Origin of the sequence: Haloterrigena turkmenica DSM 5511, assembly GCF_000025325.1 — an archaeon.
Lineage (GTDB): Archaea > Halobacteriota > Halobacteria > Halobacteriales > Natrialbaceae > Haloterrigena > Haloterrigena turkmenica.
Genome location: NC_013743.1, coordinates 2,172,623 through 2,189,494, shown reverse-complemented (window position 1 = coordinate 2,189,494; position 16,872 = coordinate 2,172,623). Strand labels below are relative to the sequence as shown.

Sequence of the window (16,872 nt, the reverse complement as noted above, 5' to 3'; positions counted from 1 at the left end):
CGGTGACCCGCACGTCCATCGAAAACGGCCCGTCGGGACCGAAGAGCAGCGCCGTAGTCGGGTCGGTCCCTTACTCACCCTGCGCGTCGACGGTCGCGACGGCCGCGAGGTTCACGATGTCGCTGACCTCGTCGTCCCGTTGGAGGACGTGGACCGGTCGATCCATACCGACCAGCATCGGGCCGATCGCCTCGGCGCCGCCCAGCCGCTGGAGCAGCTTGTAGCAGACGTTGCCCGCCTCGAGGTTGGGGAGGACGAGCACGTTCGCGGGCTCGTCGAGTTCGGCGAACTCGTAGTTGTCCTCGAGCAGGTCCTCGACGACGGCGGTGTCGGCCTGCATCTCGCCGTCGACGGGGAAGTCGACGTCGGGGTCCTCGCGGAGCCGCTGGGCCGCCCGGCGGGGTTTGCGGGTGCCCTCGTTGTCGACGCTGCCGAAGTCCGAGTACGACAGGAGGGCGGCCCGCGGTTCGACGTTGAACCGCCGCGCGAGGTTGGCCGTGTGGCGCGTAATCTCGGCCAGCACGTCCTCGTCAGGGTCCTGGTTGACCGTCGCGTCGGCGAGGAAGACGACGCGGTTCTTGAACGTCAGCATGTAGACGCCCGCGGCGTAGTCGGTGTCGGGCGCCGTGCCGACCACCTGCAGCGGCGGCCGCAGCGCCGAGGGGTAGTGGTTCGTGAGTCCGGTGAGCATCGCGTCGGCGTCGCCCTGATCAACCATCACCGACGCGAAGTAGTCGCTGTCCCGGATCCGTTCCCGGGCCTCAGTGCGCGTCACGCCCTTGCGCCGGCGGCGCTCGTAGAGCGCCTCGGCGTACTCCTCGTAGTCGCCGGTTTCCGGATCGACCACCTCGGGTTCGAACTCGAGGCCGAGGTCGGCGACGGTGGTCCGGATCTCTTCGGCGTCGCCGATCAGCACCGGCTGCGCGAGATCGCGGTCCTCGAGCTGGGCCGCCGCCCGGACGATCTTCTCGTTTTCCCCCTCGGCCAGCGCGAGCCGCTTCGGGTCGGTCTTGGCCTTGTTGAACACGGTCCGCATCATCTCGCGGGACTTACCCAGGCGCGCCTCGAGGTCCTCGACGTAGGTCTCGAGGTCGAGGTCGGTGCGGGCGGCGCCACTCTCGACGGCGGCGCGGGCGACCGCGGGGGCGACCTCGAAGAGCACGCGCGGATCGAGGGGCTTCGGGATGATGTACTCGGGGCCGAACTGCAGCGGCTGGTCGCCGTAGGCCTTGCGGACGGCGTCGGGGACGTCCGTCCGCGCGAGGTCGGCGATGGCCTCCGCGGCGGCCACCTTCATCTCCTCGTTGATCTCGCTGGCTCGGACGTCGAGCGCGCCGCGGAAGATGAAGGGGAACCCGAGGACGTTGTTGACCTGATTCGGGTAGTCCGAGCGGCCGGTCGCCATGATGACCGTGTCGTCCCGAGCGTTCTTCGCCGTCTCGTAGTCGATCTCCGGATCGGGGTTGGCCATCGCGAAGATGATCGGATCCGCGGCCATCGAGCGCACCATCTCGGCGGAGACGATCCCGCCGACGGAGAGCCCGACGAAGACGTCCGCGTCGACGATCGCGTCGGCGACGTCTCCCGGGGGCACGTCGCGAGCGAACTCGCGGCTGTAGGGGTCGAGGTCGCCGGACTCGGCCCGCTCGGTCGTCAGGATGCCGTCGATGTCGACCATGGTGATGTTCTCCTTCGGGACGCCGAGCGAGACGAAAAACCGGGCGGTCGCGATGGCCGCCGCACCAGCGCCGGAGAACGTGACCGAGAGCTCCTCCATATCCTTGCCGGCGATGTCGACGGCGTTGAGCAGCGCCGCGCCGGAGATGATCGCGGTGCCGTGCTGGTCGTCGTGAAAGACCGGGACGTCCATCCGCTCGCGCAGTCGCTCCTCGATCGTGAAGCAGGCCGGCGCCGCGATGTCCTCGATGTTGACGCCGCCGAAGGTCGGCTCCATCGCCGCGACCGACTCGACGAAGGCGTCGACGTCGTCGTGATCGAGTTCGATGTCGAAGACGTCGATGTCGGCGAAGCGCTTGAACAGCACGCCCTTCCCCTCCATGACGGGTTTCGAGGCCTGAGCGCCGATATCGCCGAGCCCGAGCACCGCCGAGCCGTTCGAGACGACGCCGACGAGGTTGCCCTTGGCCGTGTACTGGTAGGCGTCGTCCTCGCGGTCGGCGATCTCGCGACACGGCGCGGCGACCCCGGGCGAGTACGCCAGCGAGAGGTCGCGCTGGGTGCTCGTCGACTTCGTCGTGCGGATCTCGATCTTGCCGGGAGGCTCTTCGCGGTGGTACTCGAGTGAATCGTCGTCTAGTGACATAAAGGCGGATACGGAGAGCCGTCTGAAAAACAGTGCGCTAGTAGAGATAGGTAATATATACACACCTAGTTGACGGTCGACAGATATCACGGACGATCGGGACGGACAATCGGAGACGCCGCAGCCGCCGGCCCGACGCTCGCCGCGGCGCCGTCGTGCCGTCCGCCGCCGAAACGACCATCGGAACGTTTAGCAACCGCAAGCACGCAGGTCGTGTCATGGGGCTGTTCGACGCGCTGTTTCGCTCGAGTTCGATCCTCGGCATCGCCGAGGAGACCCTCGAGTTCGCCCTCGAGTCCTCCGAGGCCGCCCATCCCGACGAGTACATGGGATTCCTCCGAGGAACCGAGGCGGATCGACTGGGACTGGACCGAGACGGACTCGTCATCACGGATATTCTCGTGATTCCCGGCACCGAGTCGAACAGCGTCAGCGCGACCGTCAAGACGAGCCAGATCCCGAACGACGTGAAGGCGCTGGGCAGCGTCCACTCGCATCCGAACGGCGTGATCAGCCCGAGCAGCGCGGATCTGGAGACGTTCGGTCGGGGCAGCGTCCATATCATTATCGGCGCGCCCTATCGCCGCTCGGACTGGGAGGCCTTCGATTCGGGGGGCGAGCCGACCCGACTGAACGTGATCGACGTGGAGCTACCCGAAACCGAGGACTTCTTCGATTTCACGCAGGCGGATATCGACGACGAACTCCGATAGTATGATGCTCGAGACGACTCCCGGTCCGATCCGCGGACCGACTGCGAAACCGAGACGACGAACCGATCGACCGACGACCGAGGGAGCCGCGACGGGGCTTCGGAGGGCGCGATGACGCGAACGGTCATCGCCCAGGGAACCTTCGACATTCTCCACCCCGGACACGTCCACTATCTCGAGGAGGCCGCGGCGATGGGCGACGAACTGCTCGTCATCGTCGCCCGGAAGTCGAACGTCGACCACAAGGAGAAGCCGATCTGTCCGGCCGCCCAGCGCCGGGACGTCGTCGCCGCCCTCGAGGCCGTCGACGACGCCATCGTCGGCCACGAGGAGGACATCTTCGCGCCCATCGAGGCGATCGACCCCGACGTGATCGCGCTGGGCCACGACCAGCACCACGACGACGACGCGATCGAGGCCGAACTCGAGCGCCGCGGGATCGACTGTACCGTCGAACGCGCGAGCGCCCGCGAGCCCGAACGCGAAGACGAGATTCTCTCGACGCGGCTGATCATCGATCGGATCCTCGAGCGCCGCGGCTGAGGGCCCGAATCGCGGGCCGCCCCGTCAGTTTTCCAGGATAACCGGCGGGGGGAGCCGCATCGAATCGATCGTGTGGCCCGTCTCGACGAAGTGCTCGATGGCTCGCTCCGAGACCTCCTCCTCGGTCGTGCCCCCGGCGGTGCTGGCCTGCCAGTCGCACTCCAGACAGTACTTGTACATTCGTGGCTCTATCAGTCACTCTGTGACAGTAGCGGGAAAGACTCGTGCAGGAAATCGAAGGGCGCGAGCGTGTGCAGGGCCGAGAATGCCGGTGTTAGAATTCAGATTGTTGTGCATGAGCGAGTGAATACGACCCGGTTTCCGGTAGTTCTGACAGCTGCGTTTACTGTCGATATCGGTCACAACGGTCGTCAATCGGGCCGCCGCCGATCGCCCGAAGGTGTTCGCTGCGCGCTTGACAGTGGCCGATACCGGTATCCGAGGACTTTAAGCGCCGAGGTGGCAATTTCGGTGTATGAGCCAACAGCCCGAGCAGCGGTCGCCCGCGGAGGGGAAAGCGGACGACCTGCCGAGCAACGAGGTCACGGAAGGGGTCGAGCGCGCGCCCCACCGTGCGATGTTCCGCGCGATGGGGTACGACGACGAGGACTTCGACTCGCCGATGATCGGCATCGCGAACCCGGCCGCGGACATCACGCCCTGTAACGTCCACTTAGACGACGTCGCGGGGTCGGCCTACGACGCCGTCGACGAGGCCGGCGGCATGCCCATCGAGTTCGGGACGATCACTATCTCCGACGCCATCTCGATGGGGACCGAGGGGATGAAGGCCTCCCTCATCTCCCGGGAAGTCATCGCCGACTCCGTCGAACTGGTCGCCTTCGGCGAGCGCATGGACGGGCTGGTCACCATCGGCGGCTGTGACAAGAACATGCCCGGAATGATGATGGCCGCCATCCGGACGGATCTGCCCAGCGTCTTCCTCTACGGCGGCTCGATCATGCCCGGCGAGCACGGTGGTCGAGAGATCACGATCCAGAACGTCTTCGAGGGCGTCGGCGCCGTGGCGGACGGCGAGATGTCCGAGGACGAACTCGACGAAATGGAGCGCAACGCCTGCCCCGGCGCGGGCTCCTGTGGCGGCATGTTCACCGCCAACACCATGGCCTCGATCTCCGAGACGATCGGCTTCGCGCCGCTGGGCTCGTCCTCGCCGCCCGCCGAAGACGAGGACCGCTACGAGGTCGCAACGGAGAGCGGCGAACTCGCCGTCCAGGCCGTCCAGGAGCAGCGCAAGCCCTCGGACTTTCTCACTAAGGAGTCCTTCGAGAACGCCATCGCGCTGCAAGTCGCCGTCGGCGGCTCGACCAACGCCGTGCTCCACCTGCTGGCGATGGCCGCCGAGGCCGGCATCGACCTCGACATCGAGGAGTTCAACGAGATCAGCGCCCGCACGCCCAAGATCGCCGACCTTCAGCCCGGCGGCGAGCGCGTGATGAACGACCTCCACGAGGTCGGCGGCGTCCCCGTCGTCCTGCGAGAACTGCTCGAGGCGGACCTGCTCCACGGCGACGCGCTGACGGTCACCGGCGAGACGATCGCCGAGGGTCTCGAGCGCATCGACCCGCCGGCCATCGAGGACCTCGACGCGGACTTCCTCAACACGGTCGACGAGCCGATCCACGAGCGCGGCGCGATCCGCATCCTGACGGGCAACCTCGCGCCCGAGGGAGCGGTCATCAAGATCACCGGCGAGGACCACCTCCACCACGAGGGTCCCGTCCGGATCTTCGAGGAGGAGGAGAACGCGATGGAATACGTCCAAGAGGGTCACGTCGAGACCGGCGACGTCATCGGGATCCGCAACGAGGGTCCCCAGGGCGGCCCCGGAATGCGTGAGATGCTCGGCGTCACGAGCGCCGTGGCGGGCCAGGGCCACGCCGAGGACGTCGCGCTGTTCACCGACGGTCGGTTCTCCGGGGCGACCCGCGGCTTTTCCATCGGCCACGTCGCACCGGAGGCCGCCGTTGGCGGCCCCATCGCCGCCCTCGAGGACGGCGACACGATCACTATCGACATCGACGACCACGAACTCTCCGTGGACCTCTCCGACGAGGAACTCGAGGCGCGCCTCGAGGAACGCGACGAGCCAGAACCCAACTACACGACGGGCGTGCTGGCCAAGTACGGTCAGATGTTCGGCTCGTCGGCCAACGGCGCCGTGACGAACCCCGGCGCGAAGCAGGACTAACGAACGGTTTCCACCACGGGATCGCCTGCGGCGGTCCACTCGGTACAAAAACTTCGATGAAGAAGGCCGCCTGAGCGGGCGAGGCCCGCTCAGACGGGAAGCCACTCGCTACGCTCGCGGATGCTTCGGCAGGAAACTGTAGCCGTCGCTCGTTACCGTCTCATCCGCCGTTCCGCTTCCGCGAGGGCCTCCTGCGTGTCGATCCCCTCGAACGTCCGCTCGGAGACGCCCTCGAGGTCGTTCTCGCCGACTTCCACGATGTCGATGCGCTCGAGGGCGGCGACGATCCGCTTGTCCTCCGAGTCGAGCGTCTCCGCGCAGGCCTCGGCCATCGCGTCGGCCCGGTAGACTGCCTGGGTCGTCTGATACCAGCCGTCCTCGAGGCGGACGACGGCGCCGTCGCGGCCGCAAGCGCGATCGTGGAGCGTCTCGAGCAACGCTGGATCGACGAAGGGCATATCGCAGGCGACGACGGCCGTGTACTCGCGGTCGACCGCTTCAAGGCCGACCTGAATGCCGGCCAGCGGCCCCCTATCCGGGACGGGATCGGTCGCGTACCGGGGCTCGAGATCACTGCCCGCGAGCGCGGCCCGAATCGCCTCGAGCTGGTCGTCGCGGCAGTTGACCACGAGGTCGTCGGTCACGGTCGCGAGTCGGTCGACGACCCGGCGGATCATGGGCGTTCCCGCGAGGTCGGCGACGGCCTTGTCCGACTCGCCAAAGCGCGTGGAGTAGCCGCCGGCGAGGACGACGCCGCCCAGGGATCGTTCGCTGGTCACGGTTCGAGGTACGGCCGATCGTCCAATAAACCACCGCCCTCGCCTCTCACTCGTCCCCGGCGGACGCTCTCGAGGGGGCCTCGAGGACGTCGATCAACGGCTCGTCGGCGATCATGCTCGTCAGGACGACCCGCGGAATTCGATCGTGAGCGGCCGCATCGGTGTCCGCGCTCCGCTCGAGAATCTGCGTCGCGATCTCGCGGGCGACCGCGCGGTCGTCGGCGTCGTCGACCATGTTGAGAACCGGCACGTACGTCGCGTCCGGCGGTACGTCCTTCAGCCCGCCGTCGGGGCTGGTGACGATCGTCGCGACGTCGTCCGGACGGATGGTCTCCCCGATCTCACGGCCGGTGACCGCAGCGACGCGCTCGGGGCGGTGGACGGCGTCCGAATCGAGGGGGCGGCCGACCGCGTCGACGCTGGCGATCGCGAGCACTGTATCGACCGTCTCCGGAAGCTGCGGTTCGCGCTCGTTCGGCGCCTTCAACAGCCGCGTCCGCGCCCCGTCGGCCTTGACGAGGACGTGATCGACACTCGAGGACGCCGCGATCCGATCGACGACGTCCGTGTCGTACCCCAGATAGCGATCCTCGCGTTCCTGAGCCGGAACCAGTCCGAGGGGCCACTCGAGGTCGTTCTCGGTCCCGCCGTCGGCTTCGCCGGCATCGGCCCGCTCGAGCAGCGAAATTGGGTCCTCAGTTACTCGCACCGCGGCGACCTGCCGGTCGAAGATCGGAATTCGGACGGTCGCCGTCACGACGGCGCGCTCGAGGCGGCCGGCGAGTTCGTACAGGGTCGATTTCTTGCCCCCGGCGCCGACGACGCAGGTGAGCGAGGCGTCGGCCGCGAGCGCGTCGACGAGGTTGGGGTCCGGGTCGTCGTCCATATCCGATGGTACGACGACCGGCGAGAAAGGGTCGGCGGTCGGTCGCCGAGTGCGACGGTTACGAGAAGTGATCCCGCATCGGCGACCGGCCCGGCAGCGCGTACTCGAGGTAGCCCACGAGGTACGCCAGCAGGAGCGGGAGATAGCCCTCTCGCTCGTGGCGCCGTACCGACGTTCGGACCGGGCAACCGGAGTCGTAGACGACCGATCCGGTCTCACACAACCGCAGGGAGAGGTCTGTGTCCTCGAGGAAGGAAAGCGACTCGTCGAAGCCGTCGACTGCCTCGAACGCCGACCGGCGCACGCTGCAGTTCGACCCCGGCTGCTGGACGAAGCCGAGAGGCCAGCTGATTCGGTACCACCAGTCCGAGAGGAGCCGAAAGCGGACGCGGTGGGCCGGTCCACCGGCGAGGGGACGAAGCGGGCCGCCGACACCGGCGACCGACGGCGTCGCGTAGTGGCGACAGTGGCGTCGCACCCACGGCGGCGGGACGACCGTATCGGCATCGGTAAACAACAGGATGTCGCCGGTCGCGGCCGCCGCGCCCCGGTTTCGCGCCGTGCCGGGTCCCATCCGGCTGTCGTCGATCAGGGCTCGGTCGACGATCGGATGCGCTCGAGCCACTGCCAGCGTCCGCGTGCCGCTCGCGACGACGATCACCTCGAAACGGCCGTCGAAGGTCTGTGCGATGAGCGAATCCAGCGTTCGCTCGAGTCGCGATCCTTCGTCGCGAGCGGGAATGACGACCGAGGCATCCATGTCGGACATCGTCGGTGACTGTCGGCGCGAGCGATATAACCGCTCTGCCGTGCCGGGTCGACTCCGCTATCCGGACCGCCACCACCGTCGAACCCGCGACCGCCAGCTCGGAAACGGACACACCGCGTCGAAGCGTGGCTTCGCGTTCCGATACAGACGGCGGCCGCGCACCCCTCGATCGTTGCGGCCGTTTCTGGGCCCATAGATTCCGTTCCTATCGGGGTTGTAGCAGACCAGTTCGAATTATAATTGTAATATGTTCTTCAACTAGGTTTATTTGTGATGAAATAATACCTCACGATTGCATGTCAGACGATACCGATCGACGATCCGGTGACGGAATCGACGACGCGATGAGTAGACGAGCCCTCATCAGCACCGCCGCGATGGCCGGTGTTTCCCTCACCGGCGTCGGGTCCGCCTCGGCGGGCACGGGCAGCGGCGAACGGGTGTTCTTCCAGTACTTCCACGAGACGTGGCCGACGATCACGGACACCCTCTCGACAGTTGCGGACCGCGGCTACGACGGCGTCTGGATCCAGGCGCCTCAAGAGAGCGAGCTGACCTGGAGCGACCAGGACGGCCGGAACGATCCGCCGTTGGGCTACCAGCCGGTCGACTTCCGCTCCTTCGACAGCGAGTTCGGGACCGAAGCGGACCTCAACCGGCTCGTCGAGACCGCACACGAACACGGCCTCGAGGTGTACGTCGACTGCGTAATGAACCACATGGCCGCAAATCGCGGCTACGACTTCCCGCAGTTCAAGGAGAAACACTTCCACACTCACGTCGGTTCGATCGACGACTGGGACGACGAACACCAGGTCGAGCACGGGAACCTCCTCGGGTTGAAGGACCTCGCGCAACTCGAGGACCACGGACACGAGGACACCGCGCCGTACGTCCGCGAGCAGCTGTACGACTACATGAAAAAGATCGCGGACACCGGGGCCGACGGCTACCGCTACGATGCGGTCAAACACGTCGAGCGCGAATACTGGGAGCAGTACGCCAATCAGTGGGCTGACGAGTTCGGCATGAGTCGAGTCGGAGAGGTGTTTGACGGCGGCGTCGACTACGTGCAGAACTACATCGATACCGGAATGAACGCCTTCGACTACCCGCTGTACTTCGTCATGGAGGAGGTCTTCGACTATGGTGATATGAGCAAACTCGACGGTGCGGGAGTTGTCGCCCAGGATCCGTTCCACTCTTGGCCGTTCGTTCAGAATCACGACGAGGGCGCGCCGCCACAGTACCACCTCGCACACGCCTTCGTTCTCACGATCGAGGGAACGCCGATGGTATACAATCTCTACCCCGACGAGATCCTCGACGACGACGCGATCACCAACATGGTGTGGGTCAAGACGAACCTCGCCGGCGGTACGACCTACTGGCGACACACCGATTCCGACCTCGCAGTCTACGAGCGGCAGAACAACCTGCTCGTCGGTCTCAACAACAATACCGACAGCTGGCGAAGTAAGTGGGTGTACACGACCTGGAGCGACGAGACGCTCAAAGACTACAGTGGCAACGCCGACGACATCGACGTCAACGGTGACGGCTGGGTCGAGGTCTCGGTTCCGCCCGAGGGGTGGGTGTTCTACGCGCCGTACTGATCGTCACGAGCGGTGATCGACCCGCTCAACGGCGATTTCTCGCTGCAGCCGTCGCTGGCGCCGGCACTCCGACTCCGCAAAACCGCCGGACCGCAAGAGAGCGTTTCGACCGTTCGTTGCCACCGTCGAAACCCCCTTCCCGGGGGCCTTCCTACGGCCGGGCATGACGACCGCGACGGTCAGCGCGGGAGCGCGGCTCCACGTCGGCTTCCAGAACCTCTCGCTCGCTCGCAGACGACTCTACGGCGGGATCGGCGTCGGGCTCGAGGCGCCGCGCGTGACGGTCACCGCCGAACCCGCCGACGGCGTCGAGGGCGACGATCCGCTGGGTCGGGAGTACGCCGCCCGCGCCGTCGACGCCCTCGACGTCCCAGGGGTCGCGGTCACGCTCGAGGAACGGCTGCCCCGCCACGTCGGCCTCGGCAGCGGGACCCAGCTGGCGCTGTCCGTTCTCGCCGCGACGGCGCGGGCACACGGCATCGAGCCTCGAGTCCGAGACCTCGCGCCGGCGATGGGCCGGGGCGGGCGCAGCGGCGTCGGCGTCGCGACCTTCGAGGACGGCGGCTTCGTCGTCGACGCCGGCCATCCGACCAACCGCTTTACCACGGAACCGCCGGCGGAGGGCGACTGGACGGTCCCGCCGGTCGTCGCCCGCCACGACCTCCCCGAAAATTGGCGCTTCCTCGTCGCGGTTCCCGACGCCGACCCCGGCCGCAGCGGCGACGACGAGGACGCGAGCATGCGCGCGGTCGTCGAGCGTTCCGACCCCGCCGTCGCAGACGAAATCGCCGGCGTCGTCACCCGCAAACTGCTTCCCGCCGCCGCGGAGGACCGTCTCGAGGCCTTCGGCGAGGCGATAGCCGAAATCGGTCGGAAGAACGGTGCGTGGTACGCCGACGCGCAGGGCGGCGTCTTCCGCCCGCCCGCGGGAACGCTCGTCGAGGCGCTCGAGGACTGCCCGGTGCTGTCGGGCATCGGCCAGTCGTCGTGGGGCCCCGTCGTCTACGGCGTCACCGACCGCAGCCACGCCGCCGAGGCCGAGTCGGCGGCCCGAGACGCCCTCGCGGAGAACGGACTCGAGGGGCGGGTGCTGGTGACCGAACCGGCGACGGCTGGGGCTCGAGTTCGGGCTGACGGCGACCGGCAGTGATAGACCGAGTAATTCCGAGTGGCGCGTGCTGTCGGTCCGGCCGAGCGAAGCGAGGTGCAACCGGAGGGAGCACCTCGAATGCGAACGGGGAACGAAGTGACCCATGACCGAAAGCGAGGACGGCTGATGACAGCGCGCGAGGGATGAGCGAGCGACCGTAAGGAGCGAGCGAATCGGTTGGGGAGGGTGTGGCAATTCCCCGTTGCCAGCGTGAGCAGCGCGAGCAGCGCGTTCATCGCACCCATGAATCCGATTCAAGCAGCGATCGAGTCCGCTCTAATTCTCCGACTCGACTGCCACAACGCGTAAGCGATTTCGAACGAACTCGAGCATATGAACCGACTTCCCCTCGGAATCTCGCGGCTCGACCGGATGATCGGCGGAGGCGCGCCCGCCGGCAGCGTCGTGTTGCTCGCGGGCGAGGCCGGGGCCGGCGCGCGGGAGTTCGCCTACACGAGCGCGGTGTTAAACGGCCTCGCCGGCGCGGCGCCCGACGAGTTCGATCGTTACTACGGCGACCTCGAGTCGGGGACCGAACCCCCCGACGCGGTCCACTACATCTCGTTTACGGACGAACGGGCCGCGATCACCGACGAGATGGGGCTGGTCATGGACGGCGACCTCGTCGACGCGGGGATGGACGGCGTCTCCGTCGTCGAACTCGCGGAGTCGTACTTCCAGCTGACGCCGGTGCCGACCGACTGGTACGCCGAGCGCGCGACCGACATCACCGACCTCGGGAAGCGGACCGATCGCAGCGGCGTCCTCGAGGCGCTGGGCGAGTACCTGACCGAGCACGCGGCGGGGAACCTCGTCGTCGTCGACTCCGTGACCGACCTCGTCGCGACGGCCGACGACCGATTGGCCTGGTCGGACCTGACGGTCCTATTGAAGGGGCTCAAACGCGCCGCCCACCGCTGGGGCGGCGTCATCCTGTTGCTGGTCAACGCGGAGGCCCTCGAGCCGACGGAGTTGGGGCGCCTGAAGGAGGCCACCGACGGGACCCTGCTGTTCGAGTGGGAGAGCGGCGGCTCCGAGCGGGCGCGAACCCTCGTCGTCGAACAGTTCCGCGGGGTCCTCTCGCGACTCGAGGACGAGGACATCATCCGGTTCGAGACGGCGATCAACGACAGCGGCTTCGATATCAGTAACGTTCGAAAGATCCGGTAAGAGATCCTCTACGGCGCGTATCGAGCGGTGAGTCCGAACCAACCATTAAGCCCGTTTCGTCCGAACGATCGAACGAACGTATGTCGAGCGAAGACGACGGCGGAATCTCGTTCGCCCCGCCCGGCGAGGTCGACGACTGGCTCGCCCGGGAGGCCAGCCGACGCGGCGAGAGTCGCGACGACGTCTGCCGTCGTCTGGTCACGGCGGCCCACGCCGTCGCGACCGACGACGAGATCGAGCCGAGCGATCTCGACGATCTCACAGCCGTGCGGGCTCGGATCGACGCCCAGCGCGAGGAGTTTCGGGAGTTGCTCGAGGACGTCCGGAGCCGCGTCGTCCAGGTCAAACGCGAGACCGACGCGAAGGCGCCGGCCGGCCACGACCACCCCGACCGCGTCGGCGAGGACGAGTTCGCGGCCGTCCGCGAGGACCTCGCGGCCCTCGAGGCGACCGTCGACGACGGCTTCGAGAACTTCGAGACCGTCCTCGAGTCCCTCGTCGGCGAGACGGCGGTGCTCGACGATCGAACGACCGCGCTCGCGAACGCCGTGGTGGACCTCCGGGACCGCCGGGACGGCGCCACCGAACGGGAGCGCCGCCGGGCGGCGGCCGATCGGCTCAAACTCGCGGCCAACCGGCTGGGGATCCGGACCGCCGTCTGCGACGCCTGCGACGCCGCGGTCGACCTCGCGCTGTTGGCCGAACCGGCCTGTCCCCACTGCTCGACGGCGGTCACCGACGTCGCCGAGAAGACCTCGTTCTTCGGCTCCCCGACACTCGTGACCGGTGAGCCGCCGGCCCTCGAGGGACGAGTCGACGATGCACTGTCGTCGCCGTCGCCGGAGGAACCCATCTTCGACGCGCTCGAGGCGGACGCGACGGACTGCGACGACTCGGACACGGCATCCGTCCTCGACTTCGAGTCGGAGGAAACGGTCCGATGACCGACGATACGCCGGACGACAAGGCGGACGCCGCGGGCGGTTCGACACCCTCGGAATCCGACGACACCGACCGAACCGGTCCCCTCGGCGACTTGGCCACCGCGGTCGACGAGCGGCGAGGCGCGACCGGAGACGACGCCGGGACCGACTTCGACGACCTGTTCGACCGCGAGGACGTCGCGACCGTCGATCGCGATCGACTCTGGGACCGCCTCGAGAACGACGACGCGGCGGCGCCCCCTCGCGACGAGGAACGAGAAATCCGCGAGATCGAGACGGACGGCTACTGCCACCAGTGCGAACACTTCGCGTCGCCGCCGACCGTCGCGTGTACCCGCGAGGGAACCGACATCCTCGAACTGTCCGCGTTGGGTCGGTTCCGGGTCGCCGACTGTCCGGTCGTCTTGGAAGACGAAGCGCTCGAGAGTCAGTAATCCCCTGCGGGCCCGCCGAGGGGTGCACTTTTCCTGCTCGATCCGCTACGTCCGGCCATGCAGTTTTGCGACGATTGCGGTTCGATGATGAAAGCCCAGGGCGATCGCATGGTCTGTACGAACGAGGACTGCGGCGCCTCGAGCGAACGCGACCGCGAGCAGGAGGACGCGTTCGTCACCACCGAGTCCCAGACCGACGACGACGTGATCGAGTCCGACGAGAATGCCAACTTCGAGGGGAAGCCGAAGGCCACGGATGTGGTCTGCGACGAATGCGAGAACCAGGAGGCGTGGTACACCCTCAAACAGACCGCCTCGGCCGACGAACCGCCGACGCGCTTTTTCAAGTGCACCGAGTGCGGTCACCGCTGGCGCGGCTACAACTGAGGGCGCGATCGGTCGAATTCGCTCTCGAGGACGGCCCCGATCACCGCACCGACGATACTCAGGACGAGGGTGTACGCCGCGACGCCCAGCAGGAAGAGGACGATCACGGCCCCGAAGCCGCCCGGCCCCAGAATCCCGAGAAACCAGAGCGCGAACAACCCGATCAGCAGTTTCGGGACGAGCATGATGAGCCCCGCAAGCGCGCCGACCCGCAGTCCCTCGTCGGTCCCGCCGCCCTCGAGGTAGCCAGCGACTCCCCCGCCGAGAACGGTCGATCCCGGGAGGAACGACAGCACGATCCCGACACCGCCGCCGATCAGGGCGTTGACGACCGTGTTCGAACCCGATCTCGCGTCAGCGTCCGTCCCGTAGGTGTCGATCGGCGGTGGCGTGTCGGTCGCGTCGGAGTCCATACCGCACGATACTATTGGCGAATTAAAAAGTGTTCGCTGGCGATACGATCGCGCGGGCTCGAGCGTGGACTCACGGTCACGCCACTCGACGACCCTGTCCGACCGCTCGACAGGCGCGACGTTCGACCCGCAGGTCGACGCGGATAGTAATCTCTAACTGTAGATGACAGTTTTTCCACAAGAATCGTTTATCAGCGCAATGTCACCTCATAACTAATCCGCGACGGAAGCAGGTGGGGCCATGGATCGCAGGCAGATCCTCAAGGCGGCTGGTGTAACGTCGACGATTCCGCTCGCGTCCGGACTCGGCGCCGCGCGCAGTGGTGAGCGCGAGAAGGCCGACGGTTCCGATCGCGGACAGGCGCGACGGGAGTGCGCCCAACCGCAGTGTATCCACCCGGTACTCGGCTACTCGGGCCTCGAGGGCGAAGAGCAGGTGCCGGCGCCGCTACAACCCCAGTACGAGGTCGATCTGATCACGAGACCGCCGGACGCGGAATCGGAGCGGCCGCTGCCGGAGTTCTTCTTCCAGCCGACCGGACTGGCCGTCGAGCCCGGCGACGTGGTGCGCTTCAATCTGGAAACGCCCGACCACACCGTCACCGCGTATCATCCGCAGCTCGGTCGGCAACGCCGCGTTCCCGAAGGGGTCCCGGCGTTCTCGTCGCCGGTGCTGGGCACGGGAACGTTCTGGCTCTACCGCTTCGATCAGCCGGGCGTCTACGACGTCCTGTGTGCGCCCCACGAGATCTTCGGGATGGTCGCGCGGATCGTCGTCGGCGACCCGCCGGCCGAACCGGCGTTCGGTCCGTCGGGGCCGGTCGAAATGGGCGGCGAGGAAATCGAGCTTCGACCGCCGGCACTCACCGCGGGACTGGTGTATGAGGATCCGCTGTTGGAGCCGTCGACGATCGCGGAGCGGGGGAGCGTGAGCTGGGACGAGCTCGCTCCGGAGAGCAAAGAGGTGCTGCTCGAGTTCCCCGAACCGCCGGCGGGGGAAGGAGAGTAAGCGGCTCGCATCGCGGTATCGCGCCGGGATCCGCTGTCTCAGCGCGGAGCGCGGTCGTCGTCCTTTCACCGTTGACGTTCCCCTCGAACGCCGGTCAGTCGGGCAGGTCGAGACGGACTGTCCCCTGATCGAGGACGGTCTTTCGGTTATCCACGTGGCCGACCTCGTCGTAGTCGATCGGCCCGTCGACCTGATGGGCATCGGCGCCCGGCTCGTCCCCGATATAGACGATGTTCGGGTCGGTCCCGATGTCCTCGAGGAGCCGGAACGTCGACTCGGCGGTGCCGGCCTCGGCCCGAACGAGCGCTCGCGCCTCCCGTTCGGTCAGCCCGTCGTCGCCGTCCTCGGCCGGGTCGGTCTCGCCGGAGAGGACGTCGATCGCTTCCTGCAGTTCGTCCTCTGGTGGGTTCTGCGCTCGCACGCGAGCCACTTCGGGATCCTCGAGGTACCGTCGCGTGTCGCTTTCGGGATCGTTCATGTCGCCGAACTGGATCGCCTCGGGCGGACAGGCGTCCTCGCAGGCGGTCCGACCGACGAACTCCTCGCCCTTGGTGCCGTCCTGGCGGGTCGCACAGAACGTGCACTTCTCCATGACGCCCCGTGGCGCGCGGCTCCCGACCGGGCGCCCGCGAGCGTCGTAGACGTGATCGTCCTCGAGTTCGTCCGCCGAGACGCCCGGGTCGTCCCACTGGAAGTAGTTGACGCCGTACGGACAGGCGACCTGACAGTACCGGCAGCCGATGCAGACGTCGTAGTCGGTCAGCACGAGTCCGTCGCTGTCCCGCGTGTGACGGGCGGTCGTCGGACAGACCTTCTCACAGGGCGCGTCCGTGCAGTGCTGGCAGGGTCGAATGAGTCGATTGTGGCCGTCGGACGCACTGTCCTCGTAGTCGAGGACGTACATCCAGTTGGCCCCCCGCTCCCAGTTGTGTTCCTCGGCGCAGGCGACGACGCAGGAGAGACAGCCGTCACACTGCTCGAGGTCGAGTACCATCCCCCACTGCGTCCCCTCGTCGTCCCCCTCGGGCGCGTCCGCCGCCTCGGCCGCCGACGGCGTCGGATCGTCGTCCGCCGTCGCGGCCCACGCGCTGAGTCCGACGGCTCCCGCCCCGGCGCCGACCATGCGCATCACGTCGCGACGCGATTCCTCGTCGACGCCGAACCGAGAGCCCGTCCCCGCGTCGCGCCCGTCGTCCGGCCGCTCGAGCGGTCGGTCGTCCTTGCCGAACTCCGCCACGACGGCCTCGTGGTACCGATCGTAGAACTCGGCCTCCGTGAGCTCTCCCGCCGTGACCCGTCGGGCGTCCTGTGCCATCTCGAGCCCGAGTTCCGCGTCGTAGTCGGTGTCCTCAAGCAGCCCCTCGAGTCGCGTCTGCCAGTCGTCCTCGAGTCGATGACGCGTTCCGTCTTCGGTCGCGTTCTCGTTGTCACCCATTGTAATCACCCACCGCGGTGTGATGTTATCCGCGCCCTATGCTAGCTAATAACATGAAATGAGGAATTCCGATCGAATAATGACCCACC

Annotated in this window: 17 protein-coding genes; 10 read left to right on the top strand and 7 right to left on the bottom strand. The window is 67.2% G+C overall.

The window, feature by feature from the left end; all coding sequences use genetic code 11:
- Positions 1-70 precede the first annotated feature (70 nt).
- Positions 71-2,323 carry an NADP-dependent malic enzyme gene (locus HTUR_RS10420; RefSeq protein ID WP_012943290.1) on the bottom strand — a complete coding sequence of 751 codons (2,253 nt, stop codon included), beginning with the start codon at positions 2,321-2,323 and terminating at the stop codon, positions 71-73.
- A 218-nt stretch (positions 2,324-2,541) separates the two neighbouring features.
- Between HTUR_RS10420 and HTUR_RS10415 the strand changes: the two genes are divergently transcribed.
- Both HTUR_RS10415 and HTUR_RS10410 read left to right on the top strand, forming a co-directional pair.
- The gene (locus HTUR_RS10415; RefSeq protein WP_012943289.1) at positions 2,542-3,036 is read left to right on the top strand and encodes a Mov34/MPN/PAD-1 family protein; all 495 of its coding nucleotides are present in this window, start codon (positions 2,542-2,544) and stop codon (positions 3,034-3,036) included.
- Between the two features lie 111 nt (positions 3,037-3,147).
- Positions 3,148-3,579 (top strand): adenylyltransferase/cytidyltransferase family protein, encoded by a 432-nt coding sequence (locus HTUR_RS10410; RefSeq protein WP_012943288.1) that lies wholly within the window; start codon positions 3,148-3,150, stop codon positions 3,577-3,579.
- Positions 3,580-3,603: 24 nt separating this feature from the next.
- On the opposite strand, the gene HTUR_RS27350 is transcribed toward HTUR_RS10410, so the two are convergent.
- The gene (locus tag HTUR_RS27350) at positions 3,604-3,759 is read right to left on the bottom strand and encodes a hypothetical protein (protein ID WP_012943287.1); all 156 of its coding nucleotides are present in this window, start codon (positions 3,757-3,759) and stop codon (positions 3,604-3,606) included.
- A gap of 295 nt (positions 3,760-4,054) precedes the next feature.
- On the opposite strand from HTUR_RS27350, the gene ilvD reads away from it, so the two are divergent.
- Positions 4,055-5,791, top strand: coding sequence for a dihydroxy-acid dehydratase (gene ilvD, locus HTUR_RS10405; protein ID WP_012943286.1), 1,737 nt, complete (start codon positions 4,055-4,057; stop codon positions 5,789-5,791).
- 152 nt (positions 5,792-5,943) lie between these two features.
- Here the strand turns inward: ilvD and mobA are convergent, their stop codons facing one another.
- The 3 genes from mobA to HTUR_RS10390 are packed head-to-tail and all read right to left on the bottom strand — an operon-like array spanning position 5,944 to position 8,216.
- On the bottom strand, positions 5,944-6,570 hold the full coding sequence (gene mobA, locus HTUR_RS10400) for a molybdenum cofactor guanylyltransferase (protein WP_012943285.1): 627 nt from the start codon (positions 6,568-6,570) through the stop codon (positions 5,944-5,946).
- A gap of 46 nt (positions 6,571-6,616) precedes the next feature.
- Complete coding sequence (gene yqeC, locus HTUR_RS10395; RefSeq protein WP_012943284.1) at positions 6,617-7,456, bottom strand: selenium cofactor biosynthesis protein YqeC; 840 nt, start codon at positions 7,454-7,456, stop codon at positions 6,617-6,619.
- 58 nt (positions 7,457-7,514) lie between these two features.
- Positions 7,515-8,216, bottom strand: coding sequence for a glycosyltransferase (locus HTUR_RS10390; protein ID WP_049941880.1), 702 nt, complete (start codon positions 8,214-8,216; stop codon positions 7,515-7,517).
- Positions 8,217-8,521: 305 nt separating this feature from the next.
- Here HTUR_RS10390 and HTUR_RS10385 point away from each other — a divergent pair, with 305 nt between their 5' ends.
- The 6 genes from HTUR_RS10385 (at position 8,522) to HTUR_RS10360 (ending at position 13,926) form a co-directional block, all read left to right on the top strand.
- Positions 8,522-9,841 (top strand): alpha-amylase domain-containing protein, encoded by a 1,320-nt coding sequence (locus tag HTUR_RS10385; RefSeq protein WP_012943282.1) that lies wholly within the window; start codon positions 8,522-8,524, stop codon positions 9,839-9,841.
- A 163-nt stretch (positions 9,842-10,004) separates the two neighbouring features.
- On the top strand, positions 10,005-10,991 hold the full coding sequence (locus tag HTUR_RS10380; RefSeq protein ID WP_012943281.1) for a beta-ribofuranosylaminobenzene 5'-phosphate synthase family protein: 987 nt from the start codon (positions 10,005-10,007) through the stop codon (positions 10,989-10,991).
- A 333-nt stretch (positions 10,992-11,324) separates the two neighbouring features.
- Positions 11,325-12,161, top strand: a complete 837-nt coding sequence (locus tag HTUR_RS10375) for an RAD55 family ATPase (protein WP_012943280.1) — start codon at positions 11,325-11,327, stop codon at positions 12,159-12,161.
- A gap of 80 nt (positions 12,162-12,241) precedes the next feature.
- The gene (locus HTUR_RS10370; protein WP_012943279.1) at positions 12,242-13,105 is read left to right on the top strand and encodes a hypothetical protein; all 864 of its coding nucleotides are present in this window, start codon (positions 12,242-12,244) and stop codon (positions 13,103-13,105) included.
- Positions 13,102-13,539, top strand: a complete 438-nt coding sequence (locus HTUR_RS10365) for a hypothetical protein (RefSeq protein ID WP_012943278.1) — start codon at positions 13,102-13,104, stop codon at positions 13,537-13,539. The genes HTUR_RS10370 and HTUR_RS10365 overlap by 4 nt, the downstream gene beginning before the upstream one ends.
- Positions 13,540-13,596: 57 nt before the next feature.
- Entirely contained in the window at positions 13,597-13,926 is a 330-nt protein-coding gene (locus tag HTUR_RS10360; RefSeq protein WP_012943277.1) for a transcription factor S, read from the top strand.
- Here the strand turns inward: HTUR_RS10360 and HTUR_RS10355 are convergent.
- Positions 13,917-14,339 (bottom strand): DUF5518 domain-containing protein, encoded by a 423-nt coding sequence (locus HTUR_RS10355; RefSeq protein WP_012943276.1) that lies wholly within the window; start codon positions 14,337-14,339, stop codon positions 13,917-13,919. The genes HTUR_RS10360 and HTUR_RS10355 overlap by 10 nt on opposite strands.
- Positions 14,340-14,580: 241 nt before the next feature.
- On the opposite strand from HTUR_RS10355, the gene HTUR_RS10350 reads away from it, so the two are divergent.
- On the top strand, positions 14,581-15,348 hold the full coding sequence (locus HTUR_RS10350) for a cupredoxin domain-containing protein (RefSeq protein WP_012943275.1): 768 nt from the start codon (positions 14,581-14,583) through the stop codon (positions 15,346-15,348).
- A gap of 94 nt (positions 15,349-15,442) precedes the next feature.
- Here the strand turns inward: HTUR_RS10350 and HTUR_RS10345 are convergent, their stop codons facing one another.
- Positions 15,443-16,783, bottom strand: a complete 1,341-nt coding sequence (locus HTUR_RS10345) for a 4Fe-4S ferredoxin N-terminal domain-containing protein (RefSeq protein ID WP_012943274.1) — start codon at positions 16,781-16,783, stop codon at positions 15,443-15,445.
- Between the last annotated feature and the right edge of the window lie 89 nt (positions 16,784-16,872).

Bases quoted from the DNA above. Each gene is read 5' to 3' on its own strand.
- HTUR_RS10380 (WP_012943281.1), top strand. From the start codon at position 10,005: ATGACGACCGCGACGGTCAGCGCGGGAGCGCGGCTCCACGTCGGCTTC.
- HTUR_RS10410 (WP_012943288.1), top strand. From the start codon at position 3,148: ATGACGCGAACGGTCATCGCCCAGGGAACCTTCGACATTCTCCACCCC.
- HTUR_RS10370 (WP_012943279.1), top strand. From the start codon at position 12,242: ATGTCGAGCGAAGACGACGGCGGAATCTCGTTCGCCCCGCCCGGCGAG.
- HTUR_RS10350 (WP_012943275.1), top strand. From the start codon at position 14,581: ATGGATCGCAGGCAGATCCTCAAGGCGGCTGGTGTAACGTCGACGATT.
- HTUR_RS10345 (WP_012943274.1), bottom strand. From the start codon at position 16,783: ATGGGTGACAACGAGAACGCGACCGAAGACGGAACGCGTCATCGACTC.
- ilvD (WP_012943286.1), top strand. From the start codon at position 4,055: ATGAGCCAACAGCCCGAGCAGCGGTCGCCCGCGGAGGGGAAAGCGGAC.
- HTUR_RS10365 (WP_012943278.1), top strand. From the start codon at position 13,102: ATGACCGACGATACGCCGGACGACAAGGCGGACGCCGCGGGCGGTTCG.
- HTUR_RS10420 (WP_012943290.1), bottom strand. From the start codon at position 2,323: ATGTCACTAGACGACGATTCACTCGAGTACCACCGCGAAGAGCCTCCC.
- HTUR_RS10385 (WP_012943282.1), top strand. From the start codon at position 8,522: ATGTCAGACGATACCGATCGACGATCCGGTGACGGAATCGACGACGCG.
- HTUR_RS10360 (WP_012943277.1), top strand. From the start codon at position 13,597: ATGCAGTTTTGCGACGATTGCGGTTCGATGATGAAAGCCCAGGGCGAT.
- HTUR_RS10375 (WP_012943280.1), top strand. From the start codon at position 11,325: ATGAACCGACTTCCCCTCGGAATCTCGCGGCTCGACCGGATGATCGGC.
- HTUR_RS10415 (WP_012943289.1), top strand. From the start codon at position 2,542: ATGGGGCTGTTCGACGCGCTGTTTCGCTCGAGTTCGATCCTCGGCATC.
- HTUR_RS10390 (WP_049941880.1), bottom strand. From the start codon at position 8,216: ATGGATGCCTCGGTCGTCATTCCCGCTCGCGACGAAGGATCGCGACTC.
- HTUR_RS10355 (WP_012943276.1), bottom strand. From the start codon at position 14,339: ATGGACTCCGACGCGACCGACACGCCACCGCCGATCGACACCTACGGG.
- yqeC (WP_012943284.1), bottom strand. From the start codon at position 7,456: ATGGACGACGACCCGGACCCCAACCTCGTCGACGCGCTCGCGGCCGAC.
- HTUR_RS27350 (WP_012943287.1), bottom strand. From the start codon at position 3,759: ATGTACAAGTACTGTCTGGAGTGCGACTGGCAGGCCAGCACCGCCGGG.